At 67.5% G+C, this 23,911-nt stretch carries 25 protein-coding genes; 13 read left to right on the plus strand and 12 right to left on the minus strand.

Going from position 1 to position 23,911, the window contains the following annotated elements:
• Positions 1–87 precede the first annotated feature (87 nt).
• Entirely contained in the window at positions 88–1,488 is a 1,401-nt protein-coding gene (locus ACWF99_RS31260; protein ID WP_452538188.1) for a glycine--tRNA ligase, read from the minus strand.
• 189 nt (positions 1,489–1,677) lie between these two features.
• Here ACWF99_RS31260 and ACWF99_RS31265 point away from each other — a divergent pair, with 189 nt between their 5' ends.
• The 10 genes from ACWF99_RS31265 (at position 1,678) to ACWF99_RS31310 (ending at position 9,560) form a co-directional block, all read left to right on the plus strand.
• A complete protein-coding gene (locus ACWF99_RS31265) occupies positions 1,678–2,028 on the plus strand; it encodes an ArsR/SmtB family transcription factor (RefSeq protein WP_067456316.1) in 351 nt (116 codons plus the stop codon).
• Positions 2,012–2,482 carry a Fur family transcriptional regulator gene (locus ACWF99_RS31270; RefSeq protein ID WP_452538145.1) on the plus strand — a complete coding sequence of 157 codons (471 nt, stop codon included), beginning with the start codon at positions 2,012–2,014 and terminating at the stop codon, positions 2,480–2,482. Before ACWF99_RS31265 ends, ACWF99_RS31270 begins: the two co-directional genes overlap by 17 nt.
• A 107-nt stretch (positions 2,483–2,589) precedes the next feature.
• The gene (locus tag ACWF99_RS31275) at positions 2,590–2,883 is read left to right on the plus strand and encodes a type VII secretion target (protein WP_378657291.1); all 294 of its coding nucleotides are present in this window, start codon (positions 2,590–2,592) and stop codon (positions 2,881–2,883) included.
• Positions 2,883–4,730 (plus strand): alpha/beta hydrolase, encoded by a 1,848-nt coding sequence (locus ACWF99_RS31280; RefSeq protein WP_452538146.1) that lies wholly within the window; start codon positions 2,883–2,885, stop codon positions 4,728–4,730. Before ACWF99_RS31275 ends, ACWF99_RS31280 begins: the two co-directional genes overlap by 1 nt.
• On the plus strand, positions 4,727–5,218 hold the full coding sequence (locus tag ACWF99_RS31285; RefSeq protein ID WP_452538147.1) for a hypothetical protein: 492 nt from the start codon (positions 4,727–4,729) through the stop codon (positions 5,216–5,218). Before ACWF99_RS31280 ends, ACWF99_RS31285 begins: the two co-directional genes overlap by 4 nt.
• A gap of 91 nt (positions 5,219–5,309) precedes the next feature.
• Positions 5,310–5,879: a DUF3558 domain-containing protein gene (locus ACWF99_RS31290; RefSeq protein ID WP_452538148.1), complete on the plus strand. Its 570-nt coding sequence runs from the start codon at positions 5,310–5,312 to the stop codon at positions 5,877–5,879.
• 14 nt (positions 5,880–5,893) lie between these two features.
• Positions 5,894–6,274 carry a hypothetical protein gene (locus ACWF99_RS31295; protein WP_452538149.1) on the plus strand — a complete coding sequence of 127 codons (381 nt, stop codon included), beginning with the start codon at positions 5,894–5,896 and terminating at the stop codon, positions 6,272–6,274.
• Positions 6,271–7,596 (plus strand): hypothetical protein, encoded by a 1,326-nt coding sequence (locus tag ACWF99_RS31300; protein WP_452538150.1) that lies wholly within the window; start codon positions 6,271–6,273, stop codon positions 7,594–7,596. Before ACWF99_RS31295 ends, ACWF99_RS31300 begins: the two co-directional genes overlap by 4 nt.
• Positions 7,583–8,353, plus strand: coding sequence for an ESX secretion-associated protein EspG (locus ACWF99_RS31305; RefSeq protein WP_378637555.1), 771 nt, complete (start codon positions 7,583–7,585; stop codon positions 8,351–8,353). Before ACWF99_RS31300 ends, ACWF99_RS31305 begins: the two co-directional genes overlap by 14 nt.
• Positions 8,354–8,429: 76 nt before the next feature.
• Positions 8,430–9,560, plus strand: coding sequence for a Fic family protein (locus tag ACWF99_RS31310; protein WP_452538151.1), 1,131 nt, complete (start codon positions 8,430–8,432; stop codon positions 9,558–9,560).
• Between the two features lie 92 nt (positions 9,561–9,652).
• On the opposite strand, the gene ACWF99_RS31315 is transcribed toward ACWF99_RS31310, so the two are convergent.
• The gene (locus tag ACWF99_RS31315; protein ID WP_452538152.1) at positions 9,653–10,627 is read right to left on the minus strand and encodes a hypothetical protein; all 975 of its coding nucleotides are present in this window, start codon (positions 10,625–10,627) and stop codon (positions 9,653–9,655) included.
• A 104-nt stretch (positions 10,628–10,731) separates the two neighbouring features.
• Between ACWF99_RS31315 and ACWF99_RS31320 the strand changes: the two genes are divergently transcribed.
• A complete protein-coding gene (locus tag ACWF99_RS31320; protein WP_378637547.1) occupies positions 10,732–11,340 on the plus strand; it encodes a TetR/AcrR family transcriptional regulator in 609 nt (202 codons plus the stop codon).
• 145 nt (positions 11,341–11,485) lie between these two features.
• Positions 11,486–12,202, plus strand: a complete 717-nt coding sequence (locus ACWF99_RS31325) for an LGFP repeat-containing protein (RefSeq protein WP_378637544.1) — start codon at positions 11,486–11,488, stop codon at positions 12,200–12,202.
• Between the two features lies 1 nt (position 12,203).
• Here the strand turns inward: ACWF99_RS31325 and ACWF99_RS31330 are convergent, their stop codons facing one another.
• From ACWF99_RS31330 to ACWF99_RS31370, 9 genes are all read right to left on the minus strand, one after another.
• The gene (locus tag ACWF99_RS31330; protein ID WP_378637541.1) at positions 12,204–12,809 is read right to left on the minus strand and encodes a response regulator; all 606 of its coding nucleotides are present in this window, start codon (positions 12,807–12,809) and stop codon (positions 12,204–12,206) included.
• The gene (locus ACWF99_RS31335; RefSeq protein WP_452538153.1) at positions 12,806–13,969 is read right to left on the minus strand and encodes a sensor histidine kinase; all 1,164 of its coding nucleotides are present in this window, start codon (positions 13,967–13,969) and stop codon (positions 12,806–12,808) included. Before ACWF99_RS31335 ends, ACWF99_RS31330 begins: the two co-directional genes overlap by 4 nt.
• Before the next feature lie 91 nt (positions 13,970–14,060).
• Positions 14,061–14,846 (minus strand): ABC transporter permease, encoded by a 786-nt coding sequence (locus tag ACWF99_RS31340; RefSeq protein ID WP_378637536.1) that lies wholly within the window; start codon positions 14,844–14,846, stop codon positions 14,061–14,063.
• A gap of 1 nt (position 14,847) precedes the next feature.
• Entirely contained in the window at positions 14,848–15,771 is a 924-nt protein-coding gene (locus ACWF99_RS31345; protein ID WP_452538154.1) for an ABC transporter ATP-binding protein, read from the minus strand.
• A 75-nt stretch (positions 15,772–15,846) separates the two neighbouring features.
• Positions 15,847–16,200 (minus strand): YbjN domain-containing protein, encoded by a 354-nt coding sequence (locus tag ACWF99_RS31350; RefSeq protein ID WP_378637751.1) that lies wholly within the window; start codon positions 16,198–16,200, stop codon positions 15,847–15,849.
• A 77-nt stretch (positions 16,201–16,277) separates the two neighbouring features.
• Complete coding sequence (locus tag ACWF99_RS31355; RefSeq protein WP_378637531.1) at positions 16,278–17,093, minus strand: isoprenyl transferase; 816 nt, start codon at positions 17,091–17,093, stop codon at positions 16,278–16,280.
• A gap of 53 nt (positions 17,094–17,146) precedes the next feature.
• On the minus strand, positions 17,147–17,929 hold the full coding sequence (gene recO / locus ACWF99_RS31360) for a DNA repair protein RecO (protein WP_101463905.1): 783 nt from the start codon (positions 17,927–17,929) through the stop codon (positions 17,147–17,149).
• 47 nt (positions 17,930–17,976) lie between these two features.
• Positions 17,977–18,576 carry a TetR/AcrR family transcriptional regulator gene (locus ACWF99_RS31365; RefSeq protein WP_378637525.1) on the minus strand — a complete coding sequence of 200 codons (600 nt, stop codon included), beginning with the start codon at positions 18,574–18,576 and terminating at the stop codon, positions 17,977–17,979.
• Positions 18,563–19,429, minus strand: a complete 867-nt coding sequence (locus ACWF99_RS31370; RefSeq protein ID WP_452538155.1) for an alpha/beta fold hydrolase — start codon at positions 19,427–19,429, stop codon at positions 18,563–18,565. The genes ACWF99_RS31365 and ACWF99_RS31370 overlap by 14 nt, the downstream gene beginning before the upstream one ends.
• Before the next feature lie 142 nt (positions 19,430–19,571).
• On the opposite strand from ACWF99_RS31370, the gene ACWF99_RS31375 reads away from it, so the two are divergent.
• On the plus strand, positions 19,572–20,999 hold the full coding sequence (locus tag ACWF99_RS31375) for an amidase (RefSeq protein WP_452538156.1): 1,428 nt from the start codon (positions 19,572–19,574) through the stop codon (positions 20,997–20,999).
• A 6-nt stretch (positions 21,000–21,005) separates the two neighbouring features.
• On the opposite strand, the gene ACWF99_RS31380 is transcribed toward ACWF99_RS31375, so the two are convergent.
• Complete coding sequence (locus tag ACWF99_RS31380) at positions 21,006–23,846, minus strand: ABC transporter substrate-binding protein (RefSeq protein WP_452538157.1); 2,841 nt, start codon at positions 23,844–23,846, stop codon at positions 21,006–21,008.
• Positions 23,847–23,911: the final 65 nt, after the last annotated feature.

The raw sequence follows: 23,911 nt of genomic DNA on the forward strand, positions 1-23,911 counted from the left end.
AGCTACGCAGTGTGATCAACCGCCCAGCGCGCGGACGCGAAAGAACCCGCACCGACTTGCCGGTGCGGGCTCCCTCGACCTGACGGGTCAGGCGCCGATCAGTCGTGCTGCCAGGTAGGACTCGACCTTGTCCAGGGCGATGCGCTCCTGGGCCATCGAGTCGCGCTCGCGGATCGTCACCGCGTGGTCGTCGATGGTGTCGAAGTCCACCGTGATGCAGAACGGGGTACCGATCTCGTCCTGACGACGGTAACGACGGCCGATGGCACCCGCGTCGTCGAAGTCGACGTTCCAGTTGCGGCGCAGCTGGGCGGCGAGGTCCTTGGCCTTCGGGGTCAGGTCGGCGTTGCGCGAGAGCGGCAGCACCGCGGCCTTGACCGGCGCGAGGCGCGGATCCAGACGCAGGCTGATCCGCTCTTCGGTCGTGCCCTTCGCGGTCGGCACCTGGTCGACGGTGTAGGCGTCGACCAGGAAGGCCATCAGCGAACGGGTCAGACCGGCGGCCGGCTCGATGACGTACGGCGTGTAGCGCTCACCGCCCGCCTGATCGCGGTAGCTCAGGTCGACGTTCGAGTGCTCCGAGTGCGTCTTGAGGTCGTAGTCGGTGCGGTTCGCGATGCCCTCGAGCTCGCCCCATTCGCTGCCCTGGAAGCGGAACCGGTACTCGATGTCGGTGGTGCCCGCCGAGTAGTGCGACAGCTTTTCCTTGGGGTGCTCGAACAGGCGCAGGTTCTCGGGGTCGATGCCGAGGTCGGTGTACCAGGACAGACGGGTGTCGATCCAGTACTTGTGCCACTCCACGTCCTCGCCCGGCTTGACGAAGAACTCCATCTCCATCTGCTCGAACTCACGCGTGCGGAAGATGAAGTTGCCCGGCGTGATCTCGTTGCGGAAGCTCTTGCCGATCTGGGCGATGCCGAACGGCGGCTTCTTGCGCGCGGTCTCCTGGACGTTCTTGAAGTTGACGAAGATGCCCTGTGCGGTTTCGGGACGCAGGTAGTGCATGCCCTCTTCGTCGTCGACCGGGCCGAGGAAGGTCTTGAGCAGGCCGGAGAAGTTGCGCGGTTCGGTCCACTTGCCGGGCTGGCCGGTATCGGGGTCGTTGATGTCGGCCAGGCCGTTGGCGGGCGGGTGGCCGTGCTTGGCCTCGTAGGCCTCGATGAGATGGTCGGCGCGGTAACGCTTGTGCGTGTGCAGCGACTCGACCAGCGGATCGGAGAAGGTGGCCACGTGGCCCGAGGCCTCCCAGACCTGGCGCGGCAGGATCACCGAGGAGTCGAGACCGACGACATCGTCGCGGCTGGTGACCATGGTCCGCCACCACTGCCGCTTGATGTTGTCCTTCAGTTCGACGCCGAGCGGACCGTAGTCCCACGCCGACTTGGTGCCTCCGTAGATCTCACCGCACGGGTAGACCAGACCCCGGCGCTTGGCGAGGTTGGCAACGGTGTCCACCTTCGACTTGGGTGCCACGCGAGATTTCTCCATCCACTGCGAGTCGGAATTGTTCGGCATGCCGTACCGGTGTTCGGTGCGGCCTACCGTACGTAAGTGGGTCCAGCGTATCGGGACGCGTCCAGTGGGTTTGCAGCAGCCGAGGTGTCCGCGCGGCGCGTCATTTGACATGCGCAATTATGCATATCAAAATGGAATCTGTTTCCATTAAGGAGTTGGTTGATGACCACCGAGGCCGCGCCCGCGCACCCGCACAACCCGTATCACTCCCCCGCCCCCGCCGCCGTGCCGTCGCGCACGGTACTGGAGGACGCGGGCGAGCTGCTACGGGCACTGGCCGCGCCGGTACGCATCGCCATCGTGCTGCAGTTGCGTGAGTCGCCGCGCTGCGTGCACGAGCTGGTCGACGCGCTCGGCGTCACCCAGCCGCTGGTCAGCCAGCATCTGCGCATTCTCAAATCGGCGGGCGTCGTGCACGGCGAACGCTCGGGCCGCGAGGTGCTCTACGAACTCGTCGACGACCATCTCGCGCATATCGTGGTCGATGCCGTCGCCCATGCCGAGGAAGGGTAATCCGTTGGCAGACAACACCTCAGCGAAGCAAGTCGGGGTCCGCAGCACCCGTCAGCGCAGTGCCATCTCAGCCCTGCTCAGCAACATCGACGAGTTCCGGTCGGCGCAGGAATTGCACGACGAGCTCCGCAAACGCGGCGAGGGCATCGGCCTGACCACCGTCTACCGGACCCTCCAGTCCCTGGCCGACGCGGGCATGGTCGACGTGCTGCGCACCGACACCGGCGAATCCGTCTACCGCCAGTGCTCGAGCGGCCACCATCACCACCTGGTGTGCCGCCATTGTGGGCGCACCGTCGAGGTCGAGGGCCCGACGGTCGAGGCGTGGGCCGAGACCATCGCGAGCGAACACGGCTTCACCGAAGTGAGCCACACACTCGAGATCTTCGGCACCTGCCGCGAGTGCGTGCACAGCCGGGCCGATGCGGACGAGGACGAGCCTGCTTCCGTGTGACTCACATCACATAATGGAACCTTCGCATCGCGAGCCCCGTCCAACCTTCACGAAGGGACCGGTCCGCACGGGCGCGTAGTCCTCTCGGCATCGAAGGAGGGGGCATCGTGAGTGGGACCCTGGGCGTCGAGCCCGATCAGTTGAGGACCATGGCGACGACCTGGCGTCGGGAGGCAGCCGAAGTCGACGCACTGAGCTGGGCGGCCGCGAGCGAGGCCACCGGCGACGGCAGTGAGGTGCTCTCCGCCGTGCGTGGACTGTCCGACCCGGCTTCGCAGGCGATGGACTCGATCGCGACCCGATACACGACGCTGGCCGACCTCGTCGACAAGTTCTCCGCCGATATCCAAGCCAAAGATGCCGAGACCGCGGGCGAGATCGGGAAGCTCGGTACCCGCTGATGCGGCCGACCATCCCCCAACTCGACACCTGGAATCTCGAAGGCCTGCACCGCGCCGGGGAAGCCGCCCGTGCCAACGCCGACACCCTCTCGACCTCGGTCGACGACTGCTCGCGCGCGGTCTCGGCGGCGGGTGGCTGGTACGGGCAGACCAAAGACGCGGCCTCGCGGCGCATCGACGAGGAAGTCGATCACGGCTACGAGGTCCGCACCGTGCTGCTCCGCGTGGCCGACGATGCCGAAGACGCCTATCAGGGCTTGAAGCACGCCAAAACCTATGTGCTGGAACAGAAGAACCTCGCCGTCGGGCAAGGTTTCGTGGTCGCGCCCGACGGCCGGGTGACCCATTCCGATCCGGAAGAGGAAGGCGCCGCGGGAGTTTTCCAGCTCAACCTGCTCAGCGGGTTGGACGAGCTCGAACGCCTCGACAACCTGTTCGGCGCCAGGCTGCGGGAATCGGTGGGCGACCTCGGGGCGATGCGCGACGGGCAGCCCGACATCACCCTCGCCGACGGTTCGATGCGGGACCCGGACGCGGTCGCGATCCAGCTGGCGTCGATGTCGCCGGACGATCGGGCGGCCTTCCTGGCCGGGTTGAGTCCCGAAGCGCAACGTCAGCTGGTGATCGCGGCGCCGGAGAAGCTGGGCAATCTGAACGGAGTGCCGTTCGTCATGCGGATCGAGGCCAACGAGATCAATGTCCGCAATGCGCTGACGTCGGAGAAAGCCAAGCCGAATCGGGACGAATCGCGGGTGAAGCAGCTGGAAGCGATGCTCGCGCCCATTCCGAATCCCGAAGGTGCGGGCACGCTCGACACCACCGCCGCCGCGACCGGCGAGACAGCGACACCGCAGCTGGGCATGGTCGACCGCAAGTTCGTCATGTTCAGCACCGAGGGCAACGGGCGGATGATCGAGATGGTCGGCGAGATGACGTCGGGTGCGCCTGGTGTGGGGGTGTATGTGCCCGGCACCAGCACGAATCTCAACGGCTCGGGGTCCAATCACGTGGCCGCGTGGAATCTCGCCGATCAGACGGGCGGCCCGATCTTCCTGTACATGGAGGGCGACTTCCCGCAGAGTCTGACCAGCCTTTCCGACGGGGCGCCCAGCCCGAAATTCGCGGCCGACATGGCGCCGAAGCTGGTCGACTTCGGACGGGAAGTCGACCGGGAGGCCGCCGCCGGCGCACCGGGCACACCTGTGTCCTATGTGGGGCATTCCTATGGTGGTTCGGTCGTCGGTTCCGCCGAGCAATGGGGCCTGCGGGCCGACCGGGTCCTCCATGCTTCGTCGGCGGGAACCGGTGTGTTCGAAGGTGGTTGGAACAACCCGAACCCGGATGTCCAGCGCTACTCGATGACCGCGCCCGGCGATTTGATCGGTGTCGTGCAGTCCTATCCGGACAGCGGGCTGACCCTGCCCGGTGGGCTCCACCTTCCCGGTAATCCGCATGCGTCGGAAGTTCTCGGCGGCGATCCCGATGAGGTTCCCGGCGTGACCCGGCTCGACACCGGGTTCTATGGCGGCAACACCGGCGAGCACAGCGCCAACGAGGTCGTCTTCGGCAGCGACGGACACGGCAAATACTGGGACGACCCCAAATCGACCGCGTTCCAGAACATCGTCGGCGTCATCGCCGGAACGGATGCGACCGCATACGTCGAACGCGGGATCGAAACCCGTTGGGTGGACGTGGGTCTCGGCGACAACGGCAACGGCGGTAAGGAAGCGTTCGACGCGGGCCGCGCCGCGACAGTGAAAGAACTGTTCGGGGTCGAGCACCCCTACTCGAACCCTCGCGTCACCGACAACCCGCAACGGGGCGAACGGATAGATATCCCATGAGAAGGTTCGTCACAATCTGCGCGATCCTCGTGATGCCTGCCTGCTCGGCGTTCGTCGACGAGGGTACGTCGACCGATGAGGTCCTGAACTCCACTGGTCTGCGCGTTCCGGAAGCATCACAGATCGTCGCCGACAACTTCGAGCTGATCTCGCCGAGAACGCGCTCGGTCGACGCGGGCTCGGTGAAATTGGGCAACGGATGCCGCACCGACCCGAACACGCTGAAGAGCTACGGTCCGCCGTGGGCACCGAGTTACCAAGAGGCTGAACGGAATCCGTCACAGGAGCACATCGACAAGGCGCTGGCGAACCTCGAGGCGATGACCGCACGTGGTTTCACGCGACAGGAAGGCATCCCCGGCGACGACCCGGCGAGCCGGGTGTATCGCGATTCACGAGGGTTCGCCGTGTACAGCATCCGAGACAAGACCGTTCGCGGCGAGGTCGAGTTCACCTTGTTCTCCTCCTCCCCCTGCGCAGCGGAGTAGGCGTGACCTTTCGCGATGCGCATCAGCGTGACTACGATCTTCGGAGCGGGGACGTCATGAACGAGCACCGGTCTGTGGGAGGGACGAAGACATGGCAGTTCGAGGTGCGGCGGCGAGGGTGTTCGGCGTTGTCGCGGTAGCGGGGTTGGCTGTCGTGGGGTGCGGGGAGCAGGGGACGGCTACTCCACAGACGAGCAGTGTGAGTGTGGCGGCGAGTCCTACTTCGGTGGATGCCGAGGCGAAGGTGTGGGATCCGTGTTCGTTGCCGGATTCAGCTGTCAGCGACGTAGGCCTGAACGTCCAGAGCAAGAAGAAGGATGTTGCGGGTGTGGACTTCACCGGGTGGAAGGTCTGCAGCTGGATGGATCCGGGTAAGCAGTTCAGCCTGGCAGTCATGTCGTCTGAACACACCTTGGCGGAATCTCGGGCGCGTACAGATTTTTCGGACTGGAACTCGCTTGCCGTCGGATCCCACGACGCGCTCGAGTTTCGGCAGGCCGGCGCATCCCACGACTTGTCATGCTTCGTCGCCGTCGAAGTACCCGCCGGATCGGTCATGTTCAGGTTCCAGAATCGTGTCAGCGCCGACAATCCTCTGCCTCCGTGTCCTGAGGCACGTCGATTGAGCGCCGGTCTGGTCCAATACCTTCCAACGGCTTGAGGGAGTGATCGCAATTGCACCTCAGCATCGACCCCGCCCAGTGGAATCAGCTTCTGAGCCATGCGAATGCCGGAGAGCTTTCTCTCGACCCCGAGGTCGGCAAGGATCTCGACCGCGTGTGCGATGAACACCTGGACCGACTCGAAGAGGTCTTCGAGCAAGTAGCAATCGTCAGTGCGATTTCCGGTTTCGGCGACTTCAACTCAGGTCGAACGTTGGAGCGGAAGTTCTCCTTGACTGCGTCCGGAGGAGACCGTCCACTGGACGACGTCCTCAAGAAGCACATCGAAGCGGTCAAGACCGCGAAAGAGGTTGTGGCCAAAGCGATTGCGAACTTCGTCGCCCAGGACGAAGCGACCGGTGCCGAGATCTCCGCGACAGGAGAACACCTGTGACCTACGAGGACTACAAGAGCAAGGTGATCGCAGCTCAGGAGCAGTGGAATACCGAGCGGGCCAAGATCTACGACCGCCAGCTCGCCGGCAACTACGCCACGATCTTCGGCGGCGATATCCAACCCCCGCACATCACCACCCCTGACAACTACGACAGCATGACGCTCGAGCAGATGCAGGCGGCGGTCGCGGCGATGAAACCACAGCTGGTCGATGACGCGGTCACCGCGTGGGCGAATATCGGTGGTGCGCTGATGGGCACCTTCACCGGGTTCAACCAGCAGTTCGCCCGCACCGTCACCGGCGCCGGCGGCCACAGCGGATGGACGGGGGCGGCAGCTTCCGCCGCCGTCGCGGCCGTGAACAACTATGCGCAGCAATCGATTCCGCTCTCCCAGGCCGCGACTGCGATCAGCCTCAAACTGACCGAGATGCGCACCGGGATCGAGCAGACCCAAGCGTTGATGCCCGGCCTCACCGAGCGCACCAACGTCACCGGCAAGTCGCTGCCCGCCGACGGTGTGATGAAGGTCGACGATCACAACCGCGACGAAGCCACCCAGGAGGGCAGGCGGATCCTGCGTTCGGTGTACAGCCAGGTCGCCGGCCAAACCGACAACGGCGTTCCCTTCTTGCCGACCGCGCCGACCATCGCCGACGGCGGTGGACCGGGCAGCAACAGCGATACGACTGCCATTGACAATCAGGGTGATTCGACCGCAGCCGGCAACGAAACCGAAAACACGGCAGCGGGAACGTCCGGCGACAGCGCGACACTCGAGGGGTCCGGTACCGGATCGTCCTCCACCACAACCTCTTCGACAGACGCGGGCTCGACCACGCCCCAGAGCACCACCACCACACCGCAATCCACCGCCCCCACCACAGCTCTAAACACCCCTGCACCGACCAGCGCTGGTGCAACAGCACCAGGCGTCGGCACACCAGGTGCCGGCACCCCGGGCACCGGCGCCCCCGTCTCCGGCAGACCCACCGGTAGCGGGCCCGGTGGGACGGGCACCCAGCGCGGCAGCGGCACCCCGACCAGTTCCGCCCCCGGCCGAAGCACCCCTGGCACCCCGTCTCCCGCTGCCGCGACCGGAACCCGCGCGGGCACCTCCGCCGCCGGCGGTCGCGGCGCAGCGAGCGTGGGCGGCATGGGCGCGCCGGGCGCAGGTCGCGGCAACTCCGACGACGAACGAACCAAGGGCATCCCCGACTACCTGATCACCCAGGAAAACGGTGACCTCCTGCTCGGCGCGGACCAGATCAGGACCGTGCCCCCGGTGATCGGCGGAGACGACGACAGTGCACCGCGCTGAATTCACCGGCATCGAATTCGAGATCCTGTGGTCCGGCTACGGCCGTGACCGCCTTCCTTATCCTCTCCAATACCGCACCGACATCGCCGAATTCGACGAACTGAAGCAGCACCGGGAAGCCGCGGTGGACGCCCTCCTCCGCAAATACGACCCGGCGGTGGAACGCGCTCTCGCTGTCCTGCTCGACCCCGAGGCCAGGGTCGAATCCAAAGGCTATGTGGGACAGGACAACGCGAACATCATCCGATTCCACGGCGCGATCCGCGGCGCGGTCGGCGCCACCCTGCAACAGGCGCCGGGCACCGCGGAGGACACCGGCGCCGACGTCACCCTCACCTACTGCACGCCCAGCCAGGTAGCAGCCCTGACAGTCGCTGCCCTCCCCCGCACGAAGCCGGGCAAGAAAGCGCCGGTCGAGGTCCGCCGAGACCAGCTGTCCGCCGAAGAAGACCACTTCGAATACCGCGCGGGCCGCCTCAGCTCGGCCGACCAGCTCAACCGCATGTTCCACCGCCCCCGCCGAGCCTTCGGCGAGATCTCGGCCCTCTCCGGCCCCGCCCTCGACTCGCGCCCCACCCCCGCCCGCACCTTCTGGTGGATGGACTACCCCGACGGCCGCTACTACGTGAAAACCGGCGACCCCATCGTCGCCGAGCCCCTGCCCACCGACCGCATGATCGCCGGCATCTACCGCATGCTCACCCGAGCCCAGCGCTACCACCAAGAATTCGGCACCGACGACTACCGCACCGGGTAACCGCACAGTGCACGATGCAGCGATTACCCGCCTATTCGCTTCAAATTATGCAGCGAATAGGCGGTAATATCGCTGCATGACGAACCGTGGGTACATCTGGGAGGCGACGAACTGGCCTCGCTTCACCTACGACGCCGTTCTGCTCGCCAAACCGACGGCAGAGGTCGCGCTCGCACAGGGGCGCCTGCACGGTCGACTCACCCACGCCGACGACGCCACACAGGAACGCGCGGGGTTGGAAGCGCTTACCACTGACGTCGTGCAGTCGAGCGCCATCGAAGGCGAGTTACTCGATGCGGCGTCGGTCCGGTCGTCCATCGCTCGCAGGCTCGGTGTCGATATCGGCGCGACAACGCCCACCGACCGCCGGGTCGACGGTGTCGTCGATATGGTCCTCGACGCCACCTGCCATCACGACCAACCGGTGACTGCGGAGCGCCTGTTCGGCTGGCACGCCGGACTCTTTCCCACGGGCTACTCCGGCATCTCGCGAATCCGGGTGGGCGGCTGGCGAACCGATGAGACCGGACCGATGGAGGTGATCTCCGGACCATACGGTCGGCAGCGAGTCCACTTCGAAGCGCCACCCGCCTCCCGCCTCGATGACGACATGCACCGCTTCCTGATGTGGCTCGACTCGGAAACCCCCGAACCCGCGGTGTTGAAAGCCGGCCTGGCACACCTATGGTTTGTGACGATTCATCCCTTCGATGACGGAAACGGCAGAATCGCACGCGCGATAGGCGATCTCGCCCTGGCTCGTTCCGAACACAGCCCTCGCCGGTTCTACAGCCTGTCCGCCCAGATCCAGCGCGACCGCAAAAACTACTACGCGATCCTCGAAAGCACCCAACGCGGCGACCTCGATGTCACAGCCTGGCTGCTCTGGTTCCTCGACGCGCTACTCCAGTCCATCCACAACGCCGACCGAACCATCGACGCAGCGCTCGCGAAAGCCCGCTTCTGGCGCACGTGGCACACCACGGCGATGAACCCCCGTCAGATCGAAATGCTCAACCGAATCCTGGACGGTTTCAACGGCAACCTGACAACCCGCAAATGGGCGATCATCACCAAAACGTCCCAGGCCTCCGCCCTCCGCGACCTCAACGAACTCATCGAGCTCGGCGCCTTGCGACGCTCCGACTCGAGCGGCCGAAGCACATCCTACGAACTGACGGAAATCGCCGAGCTGAACAAGGAGTAGCTGCCGGATCTCCGCAGCCACAAGCCCGCTCGACATCAGAGCCAAAACGCTCCGCACGAGAGTTGGTCGTGCGGAGCGTTTTCGCGGGAAGGTCAGGCGGGTACCGCCACCGGTTCGGGAGATGCGGTAGGCGTGGTCAGCTGGCGGGAGCGGAGGGCGCCGAGGCCGAGGAGGGCGACTCCGCCTGCGGCCCAAGCGAGCAGGACGGTGAGGGGGGCGAGGGCGCCGGCACCATCGAAGTAGGCGACCGAGCGGAGCAGGGAGGCGGCGGCGCCCGGGGGGAGCAACTGGCCGATGGAGCCCCAGGGCTGGGGCAGGAGTTCGGGGGCCGAGGTGGCGGCGGAGAACGGGTTGCCGACCAGCAGCATGGTGAGGGCGCCCAGTCCGATGCCGGGGCGCCCGATGGCGGCGGCCAGGCCGACGATGACGGCGGCGACAGTGAAGGAGGCCAAGCCCGCGATGGCGGCCAGTTCGAGATAGGAGCCGGGCAGGATCGAGAGCCAGGTGTGGAAGATCAGGGTGCTCAGGAGCCCGCCCGCGATACCGAAGGCGGCCAGTCCGGCGAGCCGGGACCCGAAGGCGGGGACCAGCAGGGTGAGCAGGATGCCCGCGGCCATGCCGGACATGACCAGCGGCAGGACCATCGAGCCGAAGCCCGCGCCGCGCTGATCGTCGGAATCGATGGCGATCACGTCCTCGACGGGAGCGACGGGGATACCGCTGAGTTGCTGCGCGACGGCGGTGAGCTGTTGGGCGACGGCGGGCGAGGCGGCGGAGGCGACCAGGACCTGCGGTGCGCCGTTGCCGGTGATGATGGCGCCGTAGATCTCGTTGTCGGCCATCGCGTTTCGCGCCTGCTGCGCGTCGGTGACGGTGGTGATCTCGAAGGCCTCGGGATCGCGCTGCCGCAGTTGCTGGGCGACCTGGGCTGAGGCGGGACCCGCGACGGCGACCGGCAGATCCCGCGGACCGATATTGACGGCGGGCCAGGCGAAGGCGATGAGCATCAGGGCCTGGATCGCGGTGGCCGCGAGGCCGAGAGCTACTGCTCGGCGGGTGATCGTCATGCGGTTTCTCCCCTTAAAAGCGAATGTTCGTTCTTTTTGATGTTCCTACCGTGACACCGCCCACCTCGCTTGTCAAGAACGGACATTCGTTTTACTTTTGACTCATGCCCAGAGTCAGCGAAGAACACCTGGAACGCCGCAGGCAGCAGATCCTCGACGCCGCGCAGCTGTGCTTCGCCAGGAAGGGCTTCCACGAGACCTCGATGCAGGACGTATTCGCCGAATCGCAGATGTCGGCGGGTGCGGTCTACCGGTACTTCACCAGCAAGAACGAGATCATCGCCGCGCTCGTGAACCGCACGATGGGGCCGCTGCGCGAGCGGCTCGCCGAGATCATCCGCACCGAGACCCCGCCTCCCCCGGCGGAGGTCATCCGACTGCTGACCACCGAGATCGTCAAACGCAGTGGGCCCGAGGGACCGCTGCGACTCGCCCCACAGGCGTGGGCGCTCGCGCTGGTCTCGGACGAGGCGGCCGTCCCGGTACGCGCGGCCATCGCGTCCATGCGCGCGCTGTGGTTCGAATACGCGGACCGGTTGTGCGAGTCCGGCTGGCTGCCGCCGGGCACCGATTCCGACGCGATCGCCAAAACGCTCATCGGGCTGCTGCCCGGCTTCATCCTCCAACACCTCCTGCTCGCCGACGTCGCCCCGGAGGATTTCGCCCGCGGTCTCGAGGTCATGCTGCCGGGACCTCCGCACCATCCCAGGTGAGCAAGGCCACTGTTGCCACCGCCGCCGAACGGGTAGGTTCGGGTGCGGCACCGGAGGGGGTCCCGAGCGCCGGACATCGTTGAATACCGATCCGACCAGGGAGTTTCCTGTGACTTTGCACCGTCGAACCCTTCGATCACGCGGCTTGACCGCACTGGCAGCCGTGACCGTTGTGGCCGCGCTGCCCGCGGCGATGGCAGGTACCGCGCAGGCCAGGATGATCGGCGGATTCGAGGTGGGCGGCGCGATCGAGACCGAATACGACCAGGCGGGCGGCCCGGCGCTGGGCGAGCCCACCTCCCCGGAAGCCGACGCGGCGGCCGGCGGCAAGTACCAGACCTTCGCCAACAACGCGGCCATCTACTGGCATCCCGACACCAACGCCAACACCGTCGCGGGTCAGATCCGCGACAAGTTCGCCGAGACGGGCAACGAGTCGGGCAAGCTCGGCTACCCGACCACCCGCGAGCAGTCCACCCCGTCGGGCAGCGGCCGGTACAACCACTTCCAGAAGGGCTCGATCTACTGGTCCGTCGGCACCGGCGCACACCAGATCAGCGGTCCGATCCGCGACAAGTGGGCGGCGTTGGGCTGGGAATCGAGCCCGCTGGGCTTCCCGCTCACCGACGTGTCCGCGGCGGGCAAGGGCGACGGACAGTTCACCATGTTCCCGACCGGCGCCATCTACTGGACGTCGAAGACCGGCGCGCACGCGGTGTGGGGCAGCATCCAGGCCGACTGGATCCGCGCGGGCGGCGAAAACGGCCGCTACGGCTACCCCACCAGCGACGAATACGACTACCAGGGCGGCAAGGCCCAGGATTTCACGGGCGGCAAGATCACCTGGAAGCCCGAGCGCTGAGCTACAACCAGCCCTGACGCTGCGCCGCCAGGATCGCCTCCGCACGGTTGCGGGTGCCGGTCTTGCCGATCGCGGCCGAAAGATGGTTGCGCACAGTCCCTTCCGAGAGGTGTAAGCGCTCGGCGATGGCCCCGGCCGCCGAACCGTCGGCGGCCGCGGCGAGCACTTGACGTTCCCTGGCCGTGAGCGGAGACGTTCCGGCAGTGAGGGTCTCGGTCGCCAGCGCCGGGTCGACGACGCGTAGTCCCAGATGCACCCGGCGGACCGCGTCGGCCAATTCCCGTGCGGGAGTGTCCTTCACGACGAACCCACTCGCGCCCGCATCGATGGCGCGGCGTAGGTAGCCGGGTCGACCGAACGTGGTGACCATGAGGATTCGCACGCGCGGGTGTGCGGCGTGCAGGCGGGCGGCGACCTCGATGCCGTCCAGGCCAGGCATGTCGATGTCGAGCAGTGCCACGTCGGGGCTGGTGCGGGTCACCGCGGCCAGGACTTCGTCGCCACGGCCGACTTCGGCGACCACCTCGAGGTCGGATTCCAGACCGAGCAGGGCGACCAGCGCGCCGCGCACCAGTGCCTGGTCGTCGGCGAGCAGCAGCCGGATCATCGGACACTCCCTTCCGCGGGGACCGTCGCCAGCAGGCCGACGCCACCGCCCGTCGGCGTGGACATGGTCAGCGTGCCACCGGCCGCGCGCAGTCGCTCGGCCAGCCCGCGCAAACCCGAGCCGGACGATGCGGTGACGTCGCAGCCACGGCCGTCGTCGGTGATCTCGATGCTGTTCTCGGTGATGACCACGGTGCAGTGTTCGGCCGCACTGTGACGCACGACATTGGTCACCGCCTCGCGCAGCACCCAGCCGAACAGCTCACTGTGCCGAGTGTCCACCATCGACGAATCGGGCAGTACAGCAACGATCTCGGCCGCGGTCAGCGCGGTGTGCGCGGTGGCGAGTTCTCGGCGCAAACTCACCTCACGCAGACCACCCACGGTGTCGCGCACCCCGGCGAGCGCCTCGCGGGCCAAGCGTTCGACATCGGCGAGTTCGGTCTTGGCGCGCGCCACGTCGACATCGATAAGGCGTTGCGCGAGTTCGGTTTTGACGGTGATCACCGTGAGGGAATGGCCGAGGATGTCGTGCACATCGCGGGCGACCCGATTGCGCTCGGCCTCGATCGCCAGGTCGGCGCGCTGACTGCGGGTAATCGCCTGTAGTCGCCTGCCGCGCAGGCCGATCTCCCTGGCGAGCCAGATCACCGGTGGAATCACCGCGAGCACCAGCGCCGTGCCACCGAGCCACCGGCCCGGCGCGAACACGGGCATCGCCACCATCGTCGCCGATACCGCCACCACCACGACCAACGAGAGCCGGGTGGGCAGCGAGAATATCGCGACCGCGGCGATGTAGAGCACGGTTGGGAGCGCGGCCGCGCCGAGCAGCGCCATCATCACCACCGACAACGCGGCCATGCCTACGAGCAGCGGCCAGATCCGCGGATCGACAGACCGCGGATCGTCCTGCTCGTCCCAGTCGAGCCGGCGGAAGACGACGAACGCCGTCACGATCAGCCCGCCGAACGCCAGCACGGCTACCGTCGCACCGACCGCCCGCACCGTGCCGTGCTCGACCCAGCTGTCGTGGATCTGCGGTACCAGGTACAGCAACCATCCCGCCGCGAGCGCGGCACCGAACCACCCGCGGCGCATGCCGCTGGTATCGGTCACCCCGGTGCCGAACACCCGGTCGACGAAGTCACCCGAACTCACGAGCATTCCCTTCTCACAGCACTTGCGCAGCCACGCGGGCCGACCGGCGAGTACCGACGGTACCCACGAATCGGCCCGCGTGATCGTTCGTTCAACGGGCGGTGTCCCGGCGGAACAGCGCGGCCGCGCCCACCACGAACACCGCGGTCCACGCGACGACATTCACCACGGCCAGCGCGATGGTGCCCGCACCGGTATCACCGAACGGGGTACGCACCAGGGTGGCGACCCCGTAGGTCGGCAATACCTTCGACACGGCGGCGAACCACCCGTGGATCGGGAAGAACAGCCCGCCCGCGAACGACAGCATCGCCAGTCCCGGGCCGAGCAGTTGCATGACGTTCTCCGAGGGCAACAGGTAGCCCATGAGCAGACCGAAGGCCGCGAACACCAGCGAGCAGATCCAGGCGAGCAGGAAGCAGGCCACCCAGGCCACCGGTGTCAGAGCGGCACCGCAGAACGCGCCGACGACGAACACCGTCGCCACCGCCACCAGCCCCAGCGACATCGCGACCGCGACCTTCGTCGCCACGTAGGCCACCGGCCGCAGCGGTGTCAGCCGTAGCTGGCGGGTCCAGCCGTGGGCACGTTCGACCGCTACCATCGCGCCGCCGCTGGTAGTCGCGAGCAGGGCCCCGTAGAGCGCCATCGACACCATGATGTAGCCGGTGATGTTGCCCGAACCGAAGGACTCGTCCCGGTTTCCACCCTGTAGACCGAAGATCACGAAGAACACCGGCGGCATGATCAGGGTGAAGATCAGGGTGCGCCGGTTGCGGAGCATGCGGCGCAGTTCGAGCGAAAGAAAGGCCGCGCTGAAGCCGCCGAGGCGAGGTGTGCGCGCCGGTTTTGTCGCGGTGCGGGTTGTCTCGATCATGTCAGCGCTCGCCTTCGGGTGCGGAGGTCAGCGCGAGGAACGCCGATTCCAGGTTGTGGGTGGTGATTTCGATGTCGTGGGCCGCGGTGTGGGTGAGCAGATAACGGGCGATGTCATCGGAGTCCCTGGCCTGCACCAGGATTCGATCGCCGCGCAGCTCCACCTGCTCGACGCCGGGCAGCACGGACAGGTGGGCCGGGTCGGCGCCGGGCAGGGTGGCCGCCACGGTCCGGCCGACGGTCAGGTTCTTGATCTGGGCGGCGCTGCCGTCGGCGACGATACGACCGGCACGCACCAGCACGATCCGGTCGGCGTAGGCGTCGGCTTCGTCGAGGTAGTGGGTGGCGAACAGCACGGTGCGGCCACTCACCGCGTCCTCGCGCATGGCCGCCCAGAAATCGCGCCTGCCCGACACGTCCATGCCGGTGGTGGGTTCGTCCAGCACGATCAGGTCCGGGTCGGGCAGCAGTGCCAGCGCGAACCGCAGCCGCTGCTGCTGGCCACCCGAGCACTTTCCGACGAGGCGGTCGGCGATATCGGCGATGCCTGCCCGCTCGAGGACTTCCGGCGCCGGCCGCGGCCGGGCGTGCAGGGCGGCGACCAAGCGAACGGTTTCGCCGACGGTGAGGTCGGGCAGCAGCCCACCCGACTGCAGCACCGCGGCCACCCGACCGGCCCGCACGGCATCCTCCGGCGCTTCGCCGAAGACCGCGACCGTGCCCGAATCGGGAGCGGTCAGGCCGAGGAGCAGGTCGATCGTGGTCGACTTACCCGCGCCGTTGGGGCCGAGGAAGGCGACGATCTCTCCCGGCGCCACGGTCAGGTCGAGACCGTCGACGGCGCGGACCGGACCCGTGGTTCCGGGAAAGGATTTACGCAGGTCGCGCAGCTCGATGGCCGCGCGGGTCGTTCGTGGTGAAGGCATGGTTCAAGATTCGCGCGGACGAGGCCGCGAAACCTGAGCCGACTGTCACCATTCGCCCATGACAGGTGTCACGGATTACGGCGCGAGCAACCCCTGCCGGGCTCGGCTCGCACCGGACAGCGCGAGCAGCAGCATGGTGGTGAGGGCTCCGTCGTCCAGGCCTTCGGCGGGGAAGGTGTAGCGCAGAATGACGTCGCCCAGCTGACCACGGGCGATCAGCGTGACCGAACCGAACTGGATCTCGTTGTTGCGTTCGGCGACGCGCTTGTGCAGCGCCGTCTTGAGCGGGCGATCCCACGCCAGCACGCTGGTCAGCGACAGCACGGTGAGGCCGGGCGCGAGGGTGACGGCGCGGATCGAGCACAGGGCGCCGTCGTATTCGAAGCCCAGCGACCCGTCCGAGTCCACCCGGACATCGACGTCCTGCATCTGCAGGCAGGCGCCGGTGCGCGCCTGCAGGTCGATTTCGGGTGAGACCGTGGTATCCATCTCGGCTCCGTCGTCACTCATTTGGCGCCACCGAAGCGGCGATCGCGCTTGGCGTATTCCAGGCACGCGTCCCACAGGTTACGCCGGTCGAAGTCGGGGAAAAGCGTGTCCTGGTAAACGAATTCGGCGTAGGCCGCCTGCCAGATCAAGAAGTTCGAGCTGCGGAACTCGCCGGAGGGGCGAAGGAACAGGTCGACATCGGGCATATCGGGTTCGTCGAGATACTTCGCGACGGTGGCCTCGTCGACCTTCTCCGGGTCGATCTCACCCGCGGCCACCCGGCGCGCGATTTCCCTTGCGGCGTCGGCTATTTCGGCACGGCCACCGTAGTTGACGCACATGGTCAGCGTCATCACGTCGTTGTCCTTGGTGAGCTCTTCGGCCACCTCGAGTTCCTTGATCACGCTGCGCCACAGGCGGGGCCGGCGCCCGGCCCAGCGCACCCGCACGCCCATCTCGTGCATCTCGTCGCGGCGGCGGCGGATCACGTCGCGGTTGAAGCCCATCAGGAAGCGCACCTCGTCGGGGCTGCGTCGCCAGTTCTCGGTGGAGAAGGCGTAGGCCGAGAGCCACTTCACGCCGATCTCGATGCAACCTTCGACGGAGTCCATGAGCACGGCCTCGCCGCGTTCGTGTCCGGCGGTACGTGGCAGGCCACGCTCCTGGGCCCAGCGCCCGTTGCCGTCCATCACCAGCGCGACGTGGTTGGGGACGAGCTCGGGCGGGATCGCGGGCGGACGCGCGCCGGAGGGATGCTGGGACGGCGGCCGCACGGTGCGGGTGCCGTCCTTGCTCGCGGGAGAGGAGTCACGACGCAGGATCACGGCGTCCATCCTGCCTGATCGCCGGGTACGGGCTGCACGGGCTCCGGCTTCGCGCCGTTTGCTCAGCCGACCCGGCCGACGACAGCGGCGTCGGGCCGGTCCGCGGGTTCGATGCGGGATCGCTCGATCAGCGGGAGCGTGCGCAGCTGGCGCTCCAGATGCCACTGCAGGTGGGCGGCGACGAGACCGCTGGCCTGGCGGCGGACGTTGTCGGGAACGCTGTCGATGTAGGCCCACTCCCCCTTCAACAGGGCGACGAGCAGATCGAGCACCCCGGTGATGGGCGTGCTCGCGCCCGGCGGACGGCAGTGCACACAGACCGCACCGCCCGCGGCCACATGGAAAGCGCGGTGCGGGCCGGGGGTCGCGCAGCGGGCACATTCGTCGAGCGCGGGCGCCCAGCCGGCGAAACCCATGGCGCGCAACAGGTATGCGTCCAGGATCAGTTCGTGGGGGCGCTGTTTGGCGGCGATCGCGCGCAGGGCACCCGCGGTGAGTACGTGCAGTTTCGGGGCGGGTGCGCGTTCTTCGCCCGCGAGACGCTCGGCGGTTTCGAGGATCGCGCACGCGGTGGTGTAGCGGCCGTAGTCGTCGATGATGTCGGCGGCGAACGCCTCCACGGTGATGACCTGGGTGACGATGTCGAGCGTGCGCCCGGGGTGCAACTGCACATCGATATAGGAGAACGGCTCGAGCCGCGCCCCGAACTTCGATTTGGTGCGCCGCACCCCCTTCGCCACCGCCCGGACGAGCCCGTGTTGCCTGGTCAGGAGCGTGACGATGCGATCGGCCTCGCCCAGCTTGTGCTGGCGAACCACTACCGCCTCATCCCGATACAACCGCACGCGCCCAGTCTTGCATGTGCGCCCGACACCGCGGTCACGGACACGGATCAGGACTGGAGCAGACCGGCGATGAGTAGCAGCAGCGATTGCTGGGTGTCGATGCGAGCACGGTCGGGGTCATCGGCGTGGGCGACGATGAGCGAGGCTTCGGTGATGGCGCTGAGCAGTAGTTGCGCGAGTACCGGAACGGGGGCGACCGGGATCAGGCCCGCGTCGGTGGCACGTTGCAGTTCGTCGGTGATGAGGCCGAGTCCGTGGCGAGCTTCGAATTCGCGGAAAGCGGGCCAGCCGAGGACGGTCGGGGCGTCCATCAACACGATGCGCAGCATTTCCGGGCGGGCGCAGATGTCGAGAAAACGCGCCAGACCCGCGGTCATGCCGCCGATGATGTCGGCACGGTCGACGGCGGCGACGGCGCTCGCGATCTCCTCGGTGGCCTCGGTCTCGACCTGTTCGAGAACCGCGAGGAACAGTCCGCGTTTGTCGCCGTAGTGATGGTGCAGAGCGCCACGGGTGACACCGGCTGCGGCCACCAACTGCTCGGCCGATGTACCGGCGAAGCCGCGCTCGGCGAACAGGCGACGGCCTGCCTGCTCGAGCGCGGCTCGGGTGACGCGGGAGCGATCCTCCTGACTACGGCGCTGCATGCAGCCGAGTGAACTCCACGATCAGTTCGGTGAGCAACTCCGGCCGGTCCTCGGGGATGAAAGTGTAGGAATTGTCGAGGGTGCGCAGGCTCGCCCGCGGTAGATCGGCGACCAGCCGTTCGGCCAGCGCCATCGGGAACAGTTTGTCCTCGGTCGACCAGACCACCAGCACCGGGACATCGACCGTGCCGAAGTGTTCGGCGGCGGCCACGGTGCATCGCTTGTCGACACCGGCGGCGAAGCGGCGCAGGTCGTCGCGGATGGCGGCGTTGCGCCGGGCAGACCCCAAATAGGACTGCGCGATCTCTTGCGGCAGTTCATGTTTGGTGACCAGCCCGAATCCGAGTGGCAGGCGCTGCATGAACCCGAAGCGCATCGGCGCCAGCAGCGGGCGGATCATGCCGGGAATCTTCGCCATCTTCAGCAAGCCCGCGAAAGGCTGCGGCGGGAACACTTCGTAGCAGTCGACGGCGGCCAGGACGACGCGGCCGATCCGTTCCGGTCGGCGAGTCATCAGGATCTGGGTGAGCGCACCACCGGTGTCGTTGGCGACGATCGTGACGTCGGTGAGGTCGAGCGCGTCGAGGAACTCGGCGATCAGGTCCGCGATGCCGGTGGGGCTGAGGTCGGCGTCGGGCATCGGGATGGTGTGGGATCCGAGCGGCCAGTCGGGCGTGAGGCAGCGGTGGCCGGCGGCCGCGAGACCGGGCACGATCCCGCGCCAGATATCGGCGTTGACGAGTAGTCCGTGGACGAAGACGACCGGCGATCCGGAGCCGGTGTCGTGGTAGCGGATGCGGCCGGACGACAGGGTGATCTCGCGTGCCGGGCCGAGTGCTGAGCTGATTCCCATGGGGTCCTCCCCTGGTCGAATGCTGGGCACGTCCACTGTTACATACATCCCGTATGTATGTCTATACCCACCCTAGGGGATGTGGACGGGTGACCAGGTTCGCGTTACGGTCGAGCCACGCACCTGCAGAGACGGAGCTCACATGTCCGCGCCCGACCACATCGCGCCGAATTCCTCGGCCGATCTCGGCCTCACCGAGCTGTCCTCGGCCGTGGCCGACGGCAGTATTTCCTCGGTCGTCGCCGTCGCCGACGCGCTCGACCGGATCGAGGCGTCGCAGCCAACGCTCAACGCGTTCCGGGTCGTCCGTCGCGACGCCGCGCTGCGGGAGGCGGCCGAGGCGGACGCGAGGTTGGCGGCGGGTGTGCGGCTGCCGCTGCTGGGTGTGCCGATCGCGGTCAAGGACGACACCGACATCAGCGGCGAGGTCACCGCGTTCGGGTGTGGTGGGGAGTTCACGCCGAAATCCGCGGACGCCGAATCGGTGCGCCGGTTGCGCGCGGCGGGTGCGGTGATCGTCGGCAAGGCCAATACCTGCGAGCTGGGACAGCTGCCGTTCACCAGTGGTGACGCGTTCGGCCACACCCGCAATCCGTGGGATCGCACGCGCACGCCGGGTGGGTCGTCGGGTGGGTCCGCGGCGGCGGTCGCGGCCGGATTAGTCCCCGCCGCGCTGGGTTCCGACGGCGCGGGGTCGGTGCGTATCCCGGCCTCGTGGACCAACCTGATCGGGATCAAGCCGCAGCGGGGGCGCATCTCCACCTGGCCGCTGGCGGAGGCGTTCAACGGGCTCACCGTCAACGGACCGCTCGCGCGCACTGTGCGGGACGCGGCGCTGCTGCTCGACATCGCCGCCGGACCGCACGACGGTGACCGGCACAAGCCCGCGCCCATCGAGGCGAGCGCGGCCGTCGGGCGCGATCCCGGCACGCTCAGAATCGCGCTCTCCCTGAGCATTCCGTACACCGCGACCACAACCGCGCTCGATCCGCAGATCGCGGCCGCCGTGCACGCACTGGCCGCCACCCTGCGCACGCTCGGCCATACCGTCACGGTGACAGACCTGCACTACGGGTTGATGATCGGCGCGTCCTTCCTGCCGCGCTCGCTGGCGGGGATCAGCCGGGTCCACCGGGATATGCCGGGCGCGGTCGTCGACCCGAGGACCACCACCAATTCGCGCATCGGCCGCGTGCTCAGCGGACCCGCACTCACCGCCGCGCGGCTCGCGGAACCCTTGCTGCACAAGCGCATCGGCTCGTTCTTCGACGACTACGACTTGGTGCTGGCGCCGACCACCGCGACCCCTCCCCCACAGGTGGAAGAGATCGATGGCATCGGCTTCGGTGCGACGAACAATCTGATCACCGCCGCGTGCCCGTACACCTGGCCGTGGAACGTACTCGGCTGGCCGAGCGTGAACGTGCCTGCCGGATTCACCGACGCCGGACTGCCGATCGGTGCGCAACTGATGGGCACCGCCGGCAGCGAACCACTGCTGATCTCGCTGGCGGCCCAGCTGGAATCGGACCTGCACTGGGAACGGCACCGCCCCGCCCAGTGGTGGTGACAGTTCCTATCGGCCCGGTTCCGTCCACCCTTCGAGGTCGCTCTTCGTACCCGACGGACAGCCGTCCTGGCCGGTCTGCCGGGGAAACATCATCAGGCAGCGCTGTGGTCCCGCGCCGCCGACCGCGGTGGTGACCAGGACGGCGATCGACGAGCCGTCGGCGACGCGGCTGGTCGCGAAACCGAGAGTGCCGGTGACGCCGCGATAGTCGGACTCGCGCAGCTGCACCGCGATGGCGGTTCGGTTCGGCGGGAGGTCGGCCAGTACGCCACGGCTGTTGCGCACCGCCTGAACGAACAGGCCGCTCACGTCGAAGGCCAGACCGGTACGGTCACCCGCCCAGGTGGGCCGGTAGTCGGTGAGGTCGGGATAGCCACGAAGGTCTCCGATCAACCCCGCCAGTTCGGTACACAGCTGCTCGTGTTCGAACGGCACCGGCTGGTCGCCGAGCTTGCCGATGCCGCTGACGCAATCGGCGCCGCCCAGCATGACCGGCGATGCCTTGGACACGTAGCGCACGGTGAGGTTGGCCGGGAGCGCGGCGGTGGCTTTCGGATCGGTGATCAGCCTGGTCACCGCGTCGTTGCCGAGGATCGCCGGGCCCGCGCCACTGAGGCAGCCGCGACTCACCGATTTGGCGAAGGTCGGGAAGTCGTCGTTGCGGCCGGCGAAGAACAGCAGGGTGCGGCGGTCGAATCCGGCGGTCTCGCACGGTGCGGGAAAGCGGTAGAGCTGCTGCTGTTCGCGCCAGCTCATGCTCTGTTGCGCCACACCGCGTTTGGCGAGCTCCTTCTGCAGATCCTCGACCAGGGTGGTCACGTACAGATCACCGGCGGCCTCGGGGTGATAGATCGCCACCTTGTCGTAGCGGGGTGTGCCGTTGAGGTCACGGGCGCCCTGCACATAGTCGGCGACCAGACGCGCCTGGACGGTATTGCTCGGTGCCGCTTGGAAATACAGCGGCGATGCCTGCTCCAGACCATCGGCGGACAGGGTCGTGGCCACCGCGGGCACACCGAGTTCACCGAGACGCGTGATGGCCTTGCGGGTCTCGTCGTTGCTGCGATCGATTCCCACCACGCCGAGCACGCTGGGGTCGTCGGCCACGAGCTCGCGCAGCGGATTGTCGACCACCCACCCGGCCTGGCGCATATCGGAGCCGCCGTTGGCGATGATGATGCGCAGCAACGGTTCCGATTCATCGGAGGCCAGCAACGCGCGACGCTGCTGCACCGCCAGCCCGGCCAGCTCCTCGACCTGGGCGTGCGGGTAGCGCACATTGGTGTCGACGTAGCTGAGGCCGGCGAAGTACACCAGCGAGATCAGAGGTCTGTTCGGATTGTTCTCGCGCGCGGCGGCCGCGGCCACATTGAGCCGGAACACTTCTCGCTGCATCGCCGACAGCTCGGGGTCATCGGCGAAGGTCTGGCGGGGGTTGTCGCTGTAACCGACGCATTCACCGTTGCGCAAACTCACCGAGACACCGTCGGTCCACGGCCAGTGCGAACATTCGGCGCCGCGCAGCGGTGGGAAGTAGACCAGCGTCGCGGCCACGGCCAGCACGATCGGGATCAGCACGCACAGACCGACGAACCAGCTGCGCGCGGCGAGTGGCGGCGCGGGCGGCAGTGCGAGACCGCGGAATCGGGCATCGCTGACGCGCGGGGTCGTGTCGGGCGGCAGGATCGCGCGCAACGGGAGGAACCAGGCGTCGGCCTGACGATGGGTGCGGCGGTTGTCGATCTCGCGCACCCACTCCTGCAGCGGATCGGGCGGCTGCGGGGTCGGCGCGTCGGCGAGGCTTTCCAGGGTGCGCAGCGGCCGGAGGTCGCTGATGTGCGAGAGCTCGCCGACCTCACGGCTCGGCCCTTCGTCGCGCAGCGCCACCACGACCAGCGGATCGAAAAGACCGGTCTCGTTCCGGATTTCGTTGATCCAGGTGAGGATGCGCGCGCCGTCGCTGCCCTCGGCCAGACCACCGAGCAACGCCACCGGATAGGCGGTGTGCCGCCAGCTCGACGGGCGCCAGATGCGGCGCCGGTAAGCGTCGCGCAGGTCCTCGAGAAACGCGTGTACGAGGAGCTTGGCAACCTGCTCCTCGTTCTCGTCGACCCGATGTGACGCGGTGAGCCGGGACGCGAAACCGAGGAAGCTGCCCGACAATTCAGGCGCCAGGTAGCGCTGGTGCAGAAACCACCGCGTCACCTTCGACATGCCGGGAATGCGCCCCGACACCCACAGCCACAACCGCAGCACCGGCCACAGCGCCAGCACACCGAAGACCACGCGCGAAATCGTGTCGCCCGCAACACCTTCGGCGGTGTCGGAACGGCTCGTCGGCGAACCGCTACGCAACAGTTTTGGCAGTCTGCGACGCAGCTCGTCGGGTGCCTCGGACTCGTCGGAGGTCACCCGCTGCCGGGTCAGCCAGTCGGCGGTGCGGTAGCGCGGGAACTTGATCGCGCCCATCGCGGTGTCGTCGGCGGCGAAACCCGCCACCAGCTGCTGGACGATCGGCAGGCAGTGGCCGGGGATCTCCTGATCATTGGCGTGCGGACCCGCGTCGATCGCGTTGAGGTCGGGGGTGAGCAGCGTGCGCGGCAGGTCGGGCGCGTGCAGGTCGATCTTGACGCGCGGCGTCGCCCGCCTGCCCCCGGATTCGCTGAGCCAACTGTAGATTTCGCCGACCAGCGCGGTGTGCCCGGCAACGCCGACGACTTCGATGATCGGGCGGGGCAGCGCGCGCCGCCCGTGGACCAATGTGCGCAGCACGCGCGGGCGGGCATCGGGAATCTCGAGCGCCCGCAGCAGCTCCAGCAGCTTGCCGACATCATTGGCATCGGGCACTTCCACGGCCTCCCCGGACGATCAGCGAAGCACGCCGAACGAACCGGCGTGTTCGCCGAACGATA

It is taken from the genome of Nocardia sp. NPDC055002 (assembly GCF_053608825.1).

Coding starts and splice junctions, on each gene's coding strand:
- ACWF99_RS31260 (WP_452538188.1), bottom strand. CDS start 1,488: ATGGAGAAATCTCGCGTGGCACCCAAGTCGAAGGTGGACACCGTTGCC.
- ACWF99_RS31265 (WP_067456316.1), top strand. CDS start 1,678: ATGACCACCGAGGCCGCGCCCGCGCACCCGCACAACCCGTATCACTCC.
- ACWF99_RS31270 (WP_452538145.1), top strand. CDS start 2,012: ATGCCGAGGAAGGGTAATCCGTTGGCAGACAACACCTCAGCGAAGCAA.
- ACWF99_RS31280 (WP_452538146.1), top strand. CDS start 2,883: ATGCGGCCGACCATCCCCCAACTCGACACCTGGAATCTCGAAGGCCTG.
- ACWF99_RS31285 (WP_452538147.1), top strand. CDS start 4,727: ATGAGAAGGTTCGTCACAATCTGCGCGATCCTCGTGATGCCTGCCTGC.
- ACWF99_RS31290 (WP_452538148.1), top strand. CDS start 5,310: ATGGCAGTTCGAGGTGCGGCGGCGAGGGTGTTCGGCGTTGTCGCGGTA.
- ACWF99_RS31310 (WP_452538151.1), top strand. CDS start 8,430: ATGACGAACCGTGGGTACATCTGGGAGGCGACGAACTGGCCTCGCTTC.
- ACWF99_RS31315 (WP_452538152.1), bottom strand. CDS start 10,627: ATGACGATCACCCGCCGAGCAGTAGCTCTCGGCCTCGCGGCCACCGCG.
- ACWF99_RS31320 (WP_378637547.1), top strand. CDS start 10,732: ATGCCCAGAGTCAGCGAAGAACACCTGGAACGCCGCAGGCAGCAGATC.
- ACWF99_RS31330 (WP_378637541.1), bottom strand. CDS start 12,809: ATGATCCGGCTGCTGCTCGCCGACGACCAGGCACTGGTGCGCGGCGCG.
- ACWF99_RS31340 (WP_378637536.1), bottom strand. CDS start 14,846: ATGATCGAGACAACCCGCACCGCGACAAAACCGGCGCGCACACCTCGC.
- ACWF99_RS31345 (WP_452538154.1), bottom strand. CDS start 15,771: ATGCCTTCACCACGAACGACCCGCGCGGCCATCGAGCTGCGCGACCTG.
- ACWF99_RS31350 (WP_378637751.1), bottom strand. CDS start 16,200: ATGCAGGACGTCGATGTCCGGGTGGACTCGGACGGGTCGCTGGGCTTC.
- ACWF99_RS31355 (WP_378637531.1), bottom strand. CDS start 17,093: ATGGACGCCGTGATCCTGCGTCGTGACTCCTCTCCCGCGAGCAAGGAC.
- ACWF99_RS31365 (WP_378637525.1), bottom strand. CDS start 18,576: ATGCAGCGCCGTAGTCAGGAGGATCGCTCCCGCGTCACCCGAGCCGCG.
- ACWF99_RS31370 (WP_452538155.1), bottom strand. CDS start 19,429: ATGGGAATCAGCTCAGCACTCGGCCCGGCACGCGAGATCACCCTGTCG.
- ACWF99_RS31375 (WP_452538156.1), top strand. CDS start 19,572: ATGTCCGCGCCCGACCACATCGCGCCGAATTCCTCGGCCGATCTCGGC.